Here is a 14,116-nt window from a genome sequence, read left to right on the forward strand (position 1 = left end):
GAACTCCCTCTCGCAACGCGAGAGGGATGCTCTCACGGCCAAAGCCCATTGCCCCCCTAATTCATGTAATCAACCGGCTGGGGAAAGCTGATGAAATTTTTAGTGATTTGCTTTTCCCTGGACTGATTAGGATTTGCCCCGTTACACCATTGACTGGATTTGGGGTGTTTCTGGCCCCGCTTATCCACCACCGTACAGCTCGCCTTATCGACTATCTCGGATTTGTTAAACGGGCATTGGGACGGATTGGCCGAATCAGGGCATTTGTCGAATTTGGCGTTAACCACAAAGGTATACACATTGTCGTTGATGTCAGTGAAGCTGACCTTGATAGGGTAACTGGCCACATTACCCACTCGGAAGCCGGCAATCTGACTATTGCCCGGCATGATGACATTTTGATTCACTGTGCTGCAGGACAGGTTGTCAGCGGCCTGGTTAAACGTACAGACACCGTATTTTTTCAACAGCGGGGTGCTGATATTATTCACCATCACCTGAGGCACGCCCATGGCCACTGAAAAACCATCTGCATAGTTAAATTGATGTTTGTTCTCGAGTCCACTTGGACCTCCCACCGTAAAAATCAATCCATCGCCCAGCTCGCTCATGAAGCCCACTGCATCATCCACGGAAAACCCATAGGCATCCATGGCGAGGTAATCGGGTGCATGAATCAATTTAACGTAAGGGTTAAAAAGAAACGAGTTGTCTGTCGTTCCCTGGTAATTGTATTGCAGTTCATGGATGTACATGGACTGGATTTCGGCATGCCCCTTACCATCGACTTTTGCCGTTGAGGCCAGGGGATTGGCTGCTGCACCGCAGCCTTCATTGAAGGGCACCCAACCGTAAATGTGTTTCATGGCCTCCCAGTAGTTAAAGGGGACGGGTTTCGTGACATTGCTATCCACTTTGCACTGGCCTGCATTGAACAAGGCGACATATTGGTTGTGATTTTGCTTGAAGAATCGCTGAACCAGATCAAATTTTTTCTGCAACTCCTCGGGGCAGTTCACCTGTTCCTTGACGTACTGGCTTATGTCTTCGTCCCATGTGACGCAGGAGCCCCAGAGGTTCTGGATCCGTTGCACAGCCTGACCAAAATGAAGCGATTTTTTCTCTTCCTCACTGCATTGATCGCCCTTGGATTTATCCTGGCATTTTTTAACGGTTAATACGGGCGGGAAACCGTCTTTGGGTTTGACTGGAGCGTTGTCTGTGGGGGGGAGCGTGCCAAATCGTTGGGCAAATATATTGTATCCGCCTGGCAGTTTTAATTCGTCAAGGTTATAGACTGGCCAGCCATTGCCAATGTCGGTATTTAAAAATTGTTCCAGGTGATTCCTGAAATCCGATAACAACTGCGTCGAACCGCTGTAGCCGATGTAGGGGTTATTTTTAGGGCCAATGGCAATCGGGAGGTACACGTGATCCACATAGGAAATGTTGTACCCGACATTTTCCGGTTTTAAAAGCCTGACGCTTTGACCTGGGGGAATGATGGAATCCCCAAAGGTGAATTCGGAAAGCTGGGCATAAATATTCTCAGGAAATTGCGTGTCGCTTGAATAAATGGTCAGCGTGCATGCAGTCCCCTTCCCGGAGCAGGAGACGCCTTCTGTCTTGGCACTCAGGCGTTGGTCGCCGCTATCCCGCAGGTTTTCTGATTTATCAGCCAGCACAACGCGTCCGCCATTCCACCAGGTAATGTACTTGCCATTGGCAATCTGACTGAACAGGGGCAGGGTGATGGTCACCGAGGAGCCGGGCGCGATGCCCTGATCCTCATTGACATACAATTTGTACACTTTCTCGGTTGGATAAGGGGAGGACGTGCGCAGGCATCCTTGAATCCATTCATTCACGGCGTTTTTACTGGTGGAGATGACCGGATAGATGACTGTTTCCGAATTATTATAAACCGTGATGGTTTTGGGTTTGACCGTAAACGACTTGTTATCATAATCTTTGCATTCGACCGCATAGGCGTTGGAGAGTAAGGACAGAGTGATACAGCTTGTTGTGGCAATTAATTTAATCATGGGGCTGCTCTGTTATTTATGTATCAGGTTTAATATAGCACAGGGCGTGTTTTTTTAGAGCAAGGGGCGCGGGTCTTTACAAAAAAATTAGTTTTCACTGGGAAAATAAAGCGGGCGTAAGGGATTGAAACATTAGACAAATTTGGCGGAGAGGCAGGGATTCGAACCCTGGGAAGGTTGCCCTTCAACGGTTTTCAAGACCGCCGCAATCGACCGCTCTGCCACCTCTCCGACAGTGCGAAATAGTATCGTAAGCCCAGGTGCATTGCAAATTATTTTTTAATGAATTTGGAAAAGAAAAGAGTCGGTAATTCATCCTTTCGAGAGTTCGCAAATTGTTGCAGGATGGGTATAATGGGCGGCATTTGCAAAGTATTGCCGTCTCATGACGGCGAGCGTTTTACAGGGTGTTAATAAATGAAACAATTAAAAGCGATAGTCCTGATAAGCCTGATTCTATTTCTTGGTGCCTGTTCCAAATGGGGACGCGATGATGATGACAATGGTCCCTACAAGGGCATGAGCGCCAAACAGTTGTTTGATCAGTCAAAAGACGCGATTGCCAAAGGGCAGTATCAAACCGCTTCCAAACGTCTCGAAGCCCTGGAATCCATGTACCCTTTCAGTGAATACGCTGAGCAGGCGCAACTGGATTTGATTTATGCCTACTACCAGAATGGCGATTACGCATCGACTGCAGCCACGGCAGACCGCTTTATTCACCTCTATCCACGCGCCCAGCACGTGGATTATGCCTATTACATGAAAGGTCTGGCTAACTTTAATCAACCTCGCGGCTCTTTTGCCAATGTTATCCCCCTCGATGAATCCATGCGGGATGCAGGCACTCAGGCGCAGGCTTACAGTGATTTTTCGGCATTAATCGAACGTTTTCCCAACAGCCGTTATAAACCCAATGCCTTGCAGCGCATGATTTATTTAAGAAATACCTTTGCGCAAAGAGAACTGAATGCATCGAAGTATTTCTTTGAGCGTAAAAAATACGTGGCCGCGGCCGAGCGTGCGAGCTATTTAGTCAAAAACTATCCGCAGGCGCCTGCCGCTCAGCCGGGGTTGGTGTTGCTGTATAAATCCAATCTGGCTTTGGGATTAACAAAAGCAGCGGCTGATGCACTGGCGGTTTACAATGCCACTTACCCTAACCAACCCCTCAATGACAGCGCGCTCAGTTAAAAAAAGGCTTCGCCAGGCAGCCTGTGGGCTGTTGGCTTTGCTACTCAGCAGCCAGGGTTGGTCCAGTCCAGCCCTCACTGCTGAAGACATCCCTTCCTTACGCCGCGACTACCAGCTTTATCAGGCCTGGTCTTTAGGCAGAAATTATTATTTTGGTACCACGCTGAAAAAAGATCGTATCATGGCGCTTGCCTGGCAACTGATTTATGTCAGCTTACTGCCTGAACGGTACCCGGATAAAAACACACTGCTGTCTTTTTATCAACAGGGCTTATCCAGTTCCCAATACGCCGAAGCAAAAAGTAAGGCGGCCTTGCTTAAGGAAAAATATCACCTGACTGACGCCCTGAGTGAGGCGCAACTGGCTATAGCCTATCGCGTGCGCGATGAAGTGAATGCCTGGGATAAACTGGATCTGGGTTTGCCGCCGCAAGCAGTCAGTGCCCACTTCAACCACTGGCTGCAATGGCTTGCTGAGCGGGGCAACAGGGAGTTGGCTTTGGTGCTGGATGAGCAGGCCAGCCGACTGAACCGGGAGAAAAAATTTCCCATCGTGTATGGGCAAGTGGTCATTCGGGGTCCGGAGCCCCTGGGCATGGTGCAAAGCAATATATCCCTTAGCCCGGAGGGTTATTTTGTGACTCAGGCAGCCGATCATTCGCTGACGTTCGCGCTCCCCGGCTATCAACCCGTTGTCATTCCAGTGGATAACCGGTCGATTCAGCGTGTGGGGCCAGTGGTGCTGAAAAAGCGTTCACACAGCCAGGGCACCGGGGTCGTGGGCCGCGTGCTCCCCTGGCGTGGGCTTCAATACGGTAATATTGTATTAACCCTGGATGAGATCAATACCATCAAGCAATCCGAGCCCTGGTATCACCCCGTCATCCCGTTAACCGTGACACCGGCCGGTGAATTTTATGCGACCGGGTTGGTACCGGGAAAATACCATCTCTACATCACCACAGCCGGGGTTTCCACCGCCATTCACTTTACGGCGAAAGAAGGGGAAATCCGTGGTCTATCGCTGATTGACCTACGGGCCAGGGCAGGGGAAAGTAAGGCAGGGAAAGCGTAAGCCACCCTGCCCATGCGGCTAGGCGGGCAACGCTTCTTTTTCGAGGGATGGAGCAATTGCGTTTGTGGATTTTTGCTGAAGTCCATTCATCAGGTCATTGGTTAAGGCACGCAATTCGCCGCATAATAACGTGAGGGCAGCGTCGCGTTGCATGTAGTCTTCCTCAAGTTGACTGATGTCATTGAATTCATCAATAAGGTAATCCAGGCATTTCAAGCGTTTGAAGGTCAATTCATGGGTCAGCGTCAATTGGATGCGTTCATTCCAGATTAATGAAATTTCCGCGGCGACCAGACCCTGTGATAACAGCGTGATAATTTCTTCGGCCGGTAATTCATAGCCTTTGCAATTGACCCGTTTTTTTTCATCACCTGGTGAAAAAAGCAGGCAGTCAGAAGCTAACTGAAAGGGGCTTGGCAGCGAACCTGGCTCCGAAATCCATTCAGCAAAACGTGCCGCTAAATTTTCGGGATGAAACAAGGGCTCCAGTTGAATCCCGGGTATTGATTTGCGCAGCAGGGCAAGGAGTTGCGACGCTTGATTTTCGCTGGCTGTGTTGATAATCAGACGTTGGCAGCTTGTGTCGAGCAGGGCGGGCAACCGTTTTTGGACACAAAACGATTTGGGCAACAGTTCAAACTCAAGATCTTCTGCCAATTGGGCTTTTTCAGCGCGTTTAATCGAACGGCCCTGTTGCGTTTCCAGAGCCTGAATTTTTTCAGCCAGGAGGCGGTTGATGACGCCTCGGGGCAGGATACGCTCTTCTTTACCCAGGCAAAAGTGACTGACACCGGCCACTTCCTGAACCAGTTCATCCTGATAAGCCGGCAGCCAGCCATAAATAAATCGGGCGTGGGGCGGGCAGGGTTTTAACCGTTCTTCACTCAATGCGGCATTGAAATCGACGGGTTCGTTTAATTCGTAGTTGTAGATGAGGGCATTACTAAACCACATGATCGTTCCTTATCAGCAAAAAAGCGATGCTACCATGTTTAAGGGAAGCTGCGATAGGGTGAAAATCCCAGGGCGACGCCATTAAAATCCAGATGACGAAATGGATACCGCGGGCAAGATAACGGAAGGTTCTGCCAACCCGAAGGCTGGCAGGACGTCATTTGGAGATCGCTGATTACCAGTAGGCATTCAACGCCAGCACATAGGACGTGAACTCACCCGTGTCTTTACCGGCGGCACTTTTCCACACGCCGCCGATTAAACCGATGTTCTCATTGAAGTTGTATTCAATGGCGGGTGCATAGGTAATCTGATCAACAGTACCATGGCCTAAAGGCGCGGGCAGGCCGGCGGCTGTGGTGCCGGGGTTGCCTCTGAAGGTTGTCGCCTGACGGTTAGCAACATAGCCTTCCAACACGGCGACCCAATGTTGAGTCAAACTGAGCTCACCCGCTAAATCAAGACTGACCAGATCACCGGGATCCAGGGTCGCATCGGTGTCTAGAGCGCCGCCGAACGTGTTGATGCCACGCAGTCTGACGTCATTGGCGTGCATGTAGGCCAAGCTTAAACGCGTCCGCAGGTAAATGGTGTCATTAAAGGGCTTTAAGTGCTGGAAATTAAGAGCTAAGGCCGTCTGGTAGCTGCCAATCCCGGACGCGTCGGTGCCATTGGCAAACGGACTTAAACGTTCGTATTGACCGGTGGGCAGGGTTTCCTGAACCGTGAAGCGCAGATCAGGACGCCATTTGGAGTCTTTTTGTTCAAGCACCTGATAGCCTAAGGTCACGGCCGTGTCGCTGACCTTGTGCGAGGAAGTCCCGCGGAAGCGGTTGAAGGTATAAGGCAGGATAAACTGTATATCCAGCCGGTCGGTTAAACCGTGCGAAAAGATAGGGTTAATGATGGTACTGATATTGGCTGGCGTATGCGTTAATTTCCAATGCTTGTCGTAAACACCGTCATTGTCATTGTAAAACAGATAGGTTTCAAGGTTGGTATGGCCTTTAGGGATAGTGTGGCCAGAGGGAGCAAGCAAAGGACCGGTGTACCAGGGGCCCGCCATCGCTACTTTACAAAACAGCAGGCTGGCTAAAATGGAGACTGGTTTGGTAAAGTTAGCTTTCATAATACACCTCTTGTTATAATAATGGCCTTGCGGCGGTTAAATACTCTGGTGTAGATTAGCCCACTTTTCATTTTTGGGAAATAGTTAAATGAATGCCTCAGTTGTACTCGAACAGAGCAAACAGTCCAGTATCTTGCGTGGACACCCCTGGATATTTCCCAAGGCCATTGCCAAAACAATCGGCCACCTGCAAACCGGAGAGCTGGTGTCTATCCTGAACGCCGAGGGAGCGCTTGTAGGGACTGGTGTGTATAACGAGCATTCCCTCTACCGGGTCCGGGTACTGGCTCTGGCATTTGAAAAAATCGACTGCTCCTCGTTTGCAGGCATTGTTAAACACCGGCTTCGGCAAGCCCTTACCCTGCGGCAAGCCTTAAACTTACCCAATGAAGCCACCAACGCCTATCGCCTGTTTAACAGTGAAGCCGATGGCTTGTCGGGTTTAACCATTGATTGTTTCAATACCTGTTGTGCTGTTTCGAGTTCCGCGTATTGGGTAGAGGCGCAGCGGTCCGAGATCATTGCCTGCCTTCAGGAAATCATGCCCTGTGATGAAGTGATTTGGCTTTCGCAGAGTAAACCCTTAAATCAGGATGGCTGGGAGGCGGAAGCCGAAGCGGTTAATCCGCGGGTAACGGAAATAGTCGAGGGCGGTGTGCGTTTCCAGATTGATTTTTCAACCGCCCAAAAAACCGGTTTGTTCATTGACCAGCGGGAAAATCACCAACGCATTGCGGCGCTCGCCAAAGGCAAAAAGGTACTCGATCTGTATTCCTACACCGGCGGTTTTGCCTTGCATGCGGCTAAAGCAGGGGCCTTGAAAGTCACGGCTGTTGACAGTTCCAAACCCGCCATTGAACAAGCCATCCGCAATGCCCAATTAAACGGGGTGAACCAGGTGGAATGGGTGGCGGCGGATGCCCGTGATTACCTCGCTCAGGCAGGTCATTATGATTTGATTATCCTTGACCCGCCAAAGCTTGTTCCCTCCAGACGCGATTTGAATCGCGCGAAAAACTATTACCGCTTCCTGCACCGGGAAGTATTCAAGGCCATGACGCCTGGGTCGTTGTTAATGACCTGCAATTGTTCATCGGCTTTGTCAGCCCAGGAATTTGCAGCCCTTGCCGCCAGTCAAGCGGCCATGGTCGGGAAACAGGTTCGGCTAGTCGGCATTTTTGGACCGGCAAGTTGCCATCCCACGCTGCCATCCTTTCCGGAGGGCAATTACCTGACTGCGGTGTTACTCGCTGTGGTTTAATCCGATTCAGCAGAATAGCTGTTCAGCACAGTGAGCACGCGGCGGGTGGCGGTGAATTGACTGCCAAAACGGTCAATACCATCCTGCCGCATCCTTGGAGCATGATCCCGGATGTAATTGTGGTAATGGTCTTCACTGGCTAAGTAATAATGCACGACCAGCGTGCGGCGTTCACTTGTCTGGGATTCGCTGTCCATGGACACCATGGCGTTCAAAAACCCCTCAAAGCCGAGCAGTTCCTGAATATGAGGTTTTAACCACCCCATAAAGGCTTCAACAATGGCCACCTCGACCGTTAAATTGACTTCATAAATCAACATGAAAAAAATCCTTATTGGTTTTGTCGTTTCCCGTTTCGTTCTTTAAGGCAATCGAGCAGCTCATAAAAACTGACGTCACAGGCGTTAAGCAACACAAGCAGATGATAAAGCAAATCCGCACTTTCATTAACCAGTTCCGCGCGATCGCCTTTGACTGCCGCAATGACTGTCTCAACGGCTTCTTCCCCGACTTTCTGCGCACAGCGTGCAGTGCCGCTCAGCAGCAATTGCCGGGTATAACTGGATGAATCCGTTGTGGCCCCGCGTTGCTGAATAACCGCAATCAATGCCGCTAAAAAAGCAAGCGACCTGTCATTTGACGGTTGAAAGCAACTGGTAAAGCCTAAGTGACAGGCCGGTCCCTCAGGCTTTACCTGAACAAGAAGAGCATCCTGGTCACAGTCACTACTGATTGCCATGACCGTCATGGTATTGCCGGAGGTTTCGCCTTTCTGCCACAGGCGTTGTTTACTGCGGCTGTAGAGGGTGAGCAGTTGCGTCTCAAGCGTTACCTGCAGCGCTTCTTCATTCATGTAACCGAGCATCAAGACCTGCCCGTCCTGGTGATGCTGCACAATCACCGGCAAGAGTCCTGCCATTTTTTGCCAATCAAGCGGTGTCGATAAATTGTTTAACATGGTCGCACCTCAATGTTGTGTTGAGCGAGTGTCTTTTTAACGTCAGCAATGCTTAGCCGCTGCTCATGAAAAATGCTGGCGGCCAAGGCGCCGTCCACCCGGCATTGTTGAAAGACCTCGACGAAATGATTTGCATCGCCAGCGCCGCCGGAGGCGATAAGGGGAATGGAAAGCAGCTCGCGTGCGGCGGTCAATTGCACCCGATCATACCCTGTGCGCATGCCATCAGCGCGCATGCAGTTCAACACCACTTCGCCTGCCCCCCGTTCCTGAACTTCTTTTAACCAATCACAGGTCCTGCGGCGAGCGTTTTGGCTTTTACCCTCGTCCCCTGTGTACTGGTAAACATAATAGTCGCCGTCAACCCATTGGCTGTCGACGCCTACCACCACGCATTGACTGCCGAAGGCTTGGGCCAGTTTATCAATTAAATCCGGTGTTTCCAGGGCTGGGCTATTGATGGAAATTTTATCCGCACCGGCATTGAGAATGCGGCGCGCCTGGTCCAGGGTACGGATTCCGCCGGCCACAGTAAAAGGGATGGTCAGGGTGGCGGCAACCTGATTGACCCAGTTTTCAGAAACCGAACGCTGGTCGCTGCTGGCGGTGATGTCGTAAAAAACCAGTTCATCAGCCCCCTGATCACTGTAACAGGCAGCCAGTTCAAGAATGTCGCCAACCACGCGGTGATTACGAAACTGCACGCCTTTCACCACCTGATTGTTGCGTACGTCAAGACAGGGAATGATGCGTTTAGCTAACATACGACAGCCTCCATCAGCGCGGTGCGCAAATCAAAATCCGTTTCATACAACAGCCGGCCCAGGATGGCAGCAGACAGGCCGATGGCTTTCAGTCTGTTTAAATCCTGGTGGTGACGAATGCCGCCAGACGCTTGCCAGGCAATGTCAGGGAATCGTTGGATTGCCTCTTCGTAGAGCGCAAAGTTCGGGCCTGACATCATGCCGTCCTTCGCAATGTCGGTGCATAAAACCTGCTTAACTCCCTGTTGCCGGTACTGCTCAATCACCTCCCATAATGACAAGGCAGTGTCGGTCTGCCAACCATGAATAGCGGGCCTGGGAATGCCGTCGACCAGGCGGACATCGACAGCCAGAACAATGTTTTCGGCCCCGCAGTAGTGAATGATTTGCGATGCTTTGGCCGGATCGCTGACGGCAATGCTGCCGATAACCAGTTCGCTCACGCCTAATTCAAGGCAGGCCTGGGCGGCTGCCAAACGGCGTATGCCGCCGCCGACCTGCAGGCGGGCGCCCACAGTCTGCAACGCCTTGATGACCGACAATTGCTGAATGGCACCGGATTGGGCGCCATCCAGATCCACAATGTGCAGGCGTCTCGCCCCTTGCTGGCAGTAGTGCTGAGCTAAAGCCTGGGGTAATTTGGGGTAAATCGTGGTTTTACTGAAATCACCTTGTTGCAGGCGAACACAGTGGCCTTGCTGAATATCAATGGCAGGAATGAGTAACATCATGACTCCAACTGTAAAAAATTAGAAAGTAAGATCAGGCCGGTGCGGGCTGATTTTTCCGGATGAAACTGCATGCCGGAAACAGTTCCTCTTTGGACTACCGCAGTAAAGCGTTCGCTGTAGTGACAATAGGCCGCGGCAGATTCGCTGTCGAACAGGGCATAGCCATGGACAAAATAGACATAGTCCTGTGGTGTCAGCCCTGTGGCTAAAGGCGTGTCCCTGCACCAGTGCAATTTATTCCAGCCCATGTGCGGTACCGGGCAGTTGTCTCGGACAGGCAAACGCTTGATTCGGCCGGGCAATAACCCAAGCCCTTCGACATCGCCTTCCTCACTGTGTTCAAACAATAACTGCATGCCGAGGCAAATGCCTAAAAGCGGTTGCTTAAGCTGTCGCAGGGGGGCAATTAAACCCTTGTCCGCCAGAGCCTGCATCCCGGCTTTCGCCGCGCCCACGCCGGGTAAAATCACGTGGCTTGCGTCGGCAATCACGGCCTGGTCGTGAGTCAGGCGATAGTCATAGCCCAAACGGGTCAGCGCATTGCCTAACGACGTTAAGTTATTGCCTGTGGCATCGATGACAGCAATCATAAAACACCTTTGGTGGTTGGTAAGCTTAAACCCTCAACAGTCATCGCCTGGCGCAGGGCACGGCCTAAGGCTTTAAAGCAGGCTTCGATCATGTGGTGGTGGTTTTGTCCTTTGACCTGAATGTGAAGGCTTGCCCCCAGCGCGCTGGCCAGCGACTGAAAAAAGTGCGGGACCATCTCGGTCGCCAACCCTCCGACGGCTTCGCGGGTAAAAGGCGCGTCAAAGGTACAATGGGCGCGGCCACCCAAGTCAATCGCCAACGAGGCCAGGGATTCATCCATGGGCAGGGTAAAGCCATAACGGGCGATGCCGCACTTGTTGCCCAACGCCTGTTTCAAGGCCTCGCCCAGAATTAAGGCCGTATCTTCCACCAGGTGGTGTTCATCGACGTCGGTATCGCCGCGAGCCTCCAGTTTAAGGTTAAAGCCGCCGTGGCGCGCCACCTGTTCCAGCATGTGGCTGAAAAAGGCAATCGGCGTGTCAATCCGACTGTCTTCGTCACTGTCCAGGGTTAACTGCAACGCAATAGCCGTTTCGCGCGTACGGCGCGTAAGTGACGTTTGCCGGGTTAACAGTCGCGTCACAACCTGATCCCAGCCCTGGTTTTGATTAATCGGTAAAAAAGAAACGCCTAAATTCTCGGCCAATTGCCGATCCGTTTCCCTGTCGCCAATGACCCAGGCATTGCTTTGGTCAAGCCTGCCACTTTGGAGGTAGCGGTCAAGCAGACCAGTCGCTGGTTTTCGACACCCACAGGCGTCCTCGTCGCGGTGCGGGCAAATGAGGATATCGCTAAAGACGATGCCCTGCGATTGAAACAGCGCCAGAATAAAGTCGTGGCATAACTGAAAATCGTCGATGGGAAAGGACGCTGTCCCAAGCCCATCCTGATTGCTGACCATCACCAATTGAAATCCGGCCTGCTGAAGACGCAAAAGGGCTGGGATAACGCCCTTGGTCAAGCGGATTTTCTGTAGCCTGTCCACCTGAAAATCAGACGGCTCTTCAACGAGGGTCCCGTCTCTGTCAATAAAAAGTATTTTTTGCATAAATCACTCATTGTTTTGGGAAGGCGTCAAGAGCCGCCATCAACCGGTTATTCTGCTGTTCATCGCCTACCGTGATGCGTAACATGGACTGTAAAAGGGGCGAACTGGGAAAATGACGCACCGCAATGCCCTGTTCTGCAAACCAGTGCTGTAAGGCCTGCGCATGGGGGCTTTTAACCAGCAGGAAATTGGTACGGCTGGGATAGACTGTGTCAACCAGGCGGTGTTGACTGAGACGCACGTGTAAAATTTCCCGTTGAACCAGAATTTTTTCTACGGTTTCACCAAACCAGTCCTGGCGGCTTAGCGCCTGTTCAGCCAGGTCCAAGACGGCGCTGGAAAAAGGGAAGGGTGACATGATGCGTTGGATGGCTTGAATCAGGGGAGCCTGGGTAAGGATGCTGCCCACCCGTAAACCGGCCATGCCATAGGCCTTGGATAAGGTTCTGAGCACGATGAGGTTGTCGTAAAGCGGAATTAAGCGTGCAGTACTTTCTGTCTGGGCAAACTCAATGTAGGCTTCATCCGCGATAACCATTGATTTTCCAGCCCATTGTTCACACATGTCACTGACGGTCTGCAGGTCAATCAGCCCTCCGGTGGGATTATTGGGGCGGCAAACCATGATGAGTTTGCAATCCGGCTGCCATTGTTGACGAAGAGCGTCCAGCGAAAAATTAAATTGATCCTCCGCGTTCAGAGGGCAATTGCGAATCCCTGCCTGCTGCAATTGCGCATAGAAGGCATACATGGGGAACGTGGGTGGGCATTGCAGGATGCTGTCGCTGCCACCCCGAAGAAAAAGGCGCATTAACAAATCAAGCCCATCATCACTGCCGCGGGTGATGACCAGTTGGTCTTCATCGACCTGGTACAATTGCGCCAGACGTTGCTCGAGCCGTTTCACCTGCAACGCACTGGGGTAGTGATTCAGAGCGACCTCGTTTAACTGGATTGGGCTCCAGGGTAATTCATTGGCATGCAGGCGGCATGATTGCCTATCCCCATCCGGGACATACTGCTTAATGTTTTTTAGATCCGGGCGAATCAAATCCAGAATTGACATGTTAACTCTCCATCGTTGTCAGACGCATTTTCACCGCGTTGGCATGCGCATCAAGGCCTTCCAGTGAAGCCAGCACGCAGGCGGCCTCCCCCACGGACACAAGACCCTGCGGGTCAATGGTTTGCACCGTCATCCTCGTTAAAAAATCCTCTGTGCTTAATCCGTTGTGATGACGCGCACAGCCGTTGGTGGGCAATACGTGATTGCTTCCTGTCACGTAATCCCCCAGTGTTTCAGCGGCCCAGGGACCAAGAAAGACAGTGCCCGCAGCCTGAATCTGCGCTGCCCAGTCCGCTGCATCCCGGCAATTGATAATCAAGTGTTCGGGGGCATAATCATTAACCCAGCGCAGGGTCTGTTCCCGCGAGGCGGTAATAAGGGCAAAACTGTGCTTAAGCGACTGCTGAATAATGGCCTGGCGTGTCAATCGTCGCAGTTGCCGGATCAGTGATTGATTCACTGCTTCGGCGAAAGCGGCTGACGCGCAAAGCAGGATCGATTGCGAATCGACGCCGTGTTCCGCCTGCGCCAGCAAATCAGCGGCGACAAAATCAGGATTGGCTTCGTCATCGGCCACGATCATAACTTCGGAAGGGCCAGCAGGCATGTCAATCGCAGGTCCCATGGGTTCCATACTGACCAGGCGTTTGGCTTCGGTGACGTAACGGTTGCCGGGACCAAACAATTTGTCCACTTTGGGAATGGATTGGGTACCATAGGCCATGGCCGCGATGGCCTGAGCGCCGCCTGCCTTGTATACCGCATCAATGCCGCACAGCCGTGCGGCCACTAACAGGTGCGGATTAATGTGGCCCAGTCTGTCGGGCGGCGTGCACACTATTTTTAGGGGACACCCGGCAATGGCTGCGGGTATGGCCTGCATCAGCAGTGAAGAAATCAATGGCGTATTGTTGCCGCCAGGGATATAAAGCCCCACCCGCTGAATAGGACGGTATTGGCGTTCAATGCAGACACCCGGCGCGGTTGATACCCGTTTAGTGTCCGGTTTGACGGCTTCATGGTAGCAGCGTATCGTATCAATGGCCGTCTGGATTGCCATTAAAGCCGACTCGTCAATGCGGGCATTGGCCATCTCCTCGGATGACACCGTTAATTCATTGACCAGTACCCCGTCAAATTCACGGGTGAAAGCGAGCACGGCGTCATCGCCGTCTTGCCTTACCGCATTCAGAACAGGGCGTACGGCGGATTCAACATCCTCGTCACTTAAAGGCCGCGTGAACAGTGTTTTAATTTCCTCATGGGACAGCGATTGGGCAGTGTAAATCGACAACATCTT

General features: G+C 51.8%; 14 protein-coding genes and 1 tRNA gene. 3 read left to right on the forward strand and 12 right to left on the reverse strand.

Annotated features, from left to right (window positions below):
• Positions 1-56: 56 nt before the first annotated feature.
• Together DYE45_RS06730 and DYE45_RS06735 are read right to left on the reverse strand one after the other, a co-directional pair.
• Positions 57-2,045: a hypothetical protein gene (locus DYE45_RS06730; RefSeq protein ID WP_115300655.1), complete on the reverse strand. Its 1,989-nt coding sequence runs from the start codon at positions 2,043-2,045 to the stop codon at positions 57-59.
• Between the two features lie 143 nt (positions 2,046-2,188).
• Positions 2,189-2,276, reverse strand: a tRNA-Ser gene (locus DYE45_RS06735).
• 186 nt (positions 2,277-2,462) lie between these two features.
• Here DYE45_RS06735 and DYE45_RS06740 point away from each other — a divergent pair.
• Both DYE45_RS06740 and DYE45_RS06745 read left to right on the forward strand, forming a co-directional pair.
• Complete coding sequence (locus tag DYE45_RS06740; protein ID WP_108291839.1) at positions 2,463-3,239, forward strand: outer membrane protein assembly factor BamD; 777 nt, start codon at positions 2,463-2,465, stop codon at positions 3,237-3,239.
• Positions 3,220-4,314: a hypothetical protein gene (locus DYE45_RS06745; RefSeq protein ID WP_115300656.1), complete on the forward strand. Its 1,095-nt coding sequence runs from the start codon at positions 3,220-3,222 to the stop codon at positions 4,312-4,314. The genes DYE45_RS06740 and DYE45_RS06745 overlap by 20 nt, the downstream gene beginning before the upstream one ends.
• An 18-nt stretch (positions 4,315-4,332) precedes the next feature.
• Here DYE45_RS06745 and DYE45_RS06750 read toward each other — a convergent pair whose 3' ends face one another.
• Both DYE45_RS06750 and DYE45_RS06755 read right to left on the reverse strand, forming a co-directional pair.
• Positions 4,333-5,268, reverse strand: coding sequence for a recombination-associated protein RdgC (locus DYE45_RS06750; protein ID WP_115300657.1), 936 nt, complete (start codon positions 5,266-5,268; stop codon positions 4,333-4,335).
• Between the two features lie 175 nt (positions 5,269-5,443).
• Positions 5,444-6,397: a hypothetical protein gene (locus DYE45_RS06755; protein WP_115300658.1), complete on the reverse strand. Its 954-nt coding sequence runs from the start codon at positions 6,395-6,397 to the stop codon at positions 5,444-5,446.
• Between the two features lie 88 nt (positions 6,398-6,485).
• Here DYE45_RS06755 and DYE45_RS06760 point away from each other — a divergent pair, with 88 nt between their 5' ends.
• The gene (locus DYE45_RS06760; RefSeq protein ID WP_108291831.1) at positions 6,486-7,658 is read left to right on the forward strand and encodes a class I SAM-dependent rRNA methyltransferase; all 1,173 of its coding nucleotides are present in this window, start codon (positions 6,486-6,488) and stop codon (positions 7,656-7,658) included.
• On the opposite strand, the gene DYE45_RS06765 is transcribed toward DYE45_RS06760, so the two are convergent.
• Genes DYE45_RS06765 through hisD form a run of 8 tightly spaced genes read right to left on the reverse strand, consistent with a single transcriptional unit; the run spans position 7,655 to position 14,113 of the window.
• Complete coding sequence (locus DYE45_RS06765) at positions 7,655-7,978, reverse strand: DUF4286 family protein (protein WP_108291829.1); 324 nt, start codon at positions 7,976-7,978, stop codon at positions 7,655-7,657. The two genes, DYE45_RS06760 and DYE45_RS06765, sit on opposite strands and share 4 nt — an antisense overlap.
• Before the next feature lie 11 nt (positions 7,979-7,989).
• Entirely contained in the window at positions 7,990-8,616 is a 627-nt protein-coding gene (gene hisIE, locus DYE45_RS06770) for a bifunctional phosphoribosyl-AMP cyclohydrolase/phosphoribosyl-ATP diphosphatase HisIE (RefSeq protein WP_108291827.1), read from the reverse strand.
• Positions 8,610-9,380 (reverse strand): imidazole glycerol phosphate synthase subunit HisF, encoded by a 771-nt coding sequence (gene hisF, locus DYE45_RS06775; protein WP_108291825.1) that lies wholly within the window; start codon positions 9,378-9,380, stop codon positions 8,610-8,612. Before hisF ends, hisIE begins: the two co-directional genes overlap by 7 nt.
• On the reverse strand, positions 9,374-10,111 hold the full coding sequence (gene hisA / locus DYE45_RS06780; RefSeq protein WP_310790362.1) for a 1-(5-phosphoribosyl)-5-[(5-phosphoribosylamino)methylideneamino]imidazole-4-carboxamide isomerase: 738 nt from the start codon (positions 10,109-10,111) through the stop codon (positions 9,374-9,376). Before hisA ends, hisF begins: the two co-directional genes overlap by 7 nt.
• Positions 10,108-10,701 (reverse strand): imidazole glycerol phosphate synthase subunit HisH, encoded by a 594-nt coding sequence (gene hisH, locus DYE45_RS06785; RefSeq protein ID WP_108291821.1) that lies wholly within the window; start codon positions 10,699-10,701, stop codon positions 10,108-10,110. The genes hisA and hisH overlap by 4 nt, the downstream gene beginning before the upstream one ends.
• A complete protein-coding gene (gene hisB / locus DYE45_RS06790; protein ID WP_115300660.1) occupies positions 10,698-11,750 on the reverse strand; it encodes a bifunctional histidinol-phosphatase/imidazoleglycerol-phosphate dehydratase HisB in 1,053 nt (350 codons plus the stop codon). Before hisB ends, hisH begins: the two co-directional genes overlap by 4 nt.
• Before the next feature lie 7 nt (positions 11,751-11,757).
• On the reverse strand, positions 11,758-12,816 hold the full coding sequence (gene hisC, locus DYE45_RS06795; protein ID WP_115300661.1) for a histidinol-phosphate transaminase: 1,059 nt from the start codon (positions 12,814-12,816) through the stop codon (positions 11,758-11,760).
• Position 12,817: 1 nt separating this feature from the next.
• On the reverse strand, positions 12,818-14,113 hold the full coding sequence (gene hisD, locus DYE45_RS06800; RefSeq protein ID WP_115300662.1) for a histidinol dehydrogenase: 1,296 nt from the start codon (positions 14,111-14,113) through the stop codon (positions 12,818-12,820).
• Positions 14,114-14,116: the final 3 nt, after the last annotated feature.

Origin of the sequence: Legionella taurinensis, assembly GCF_900452865.1 — a bacterium.
GTDB lineage: Bacteria > Pseudomonadota > Gammaproteobacteria > Legionellales > Legionellaceae > Legionella_C > Legionella_C taurinensis.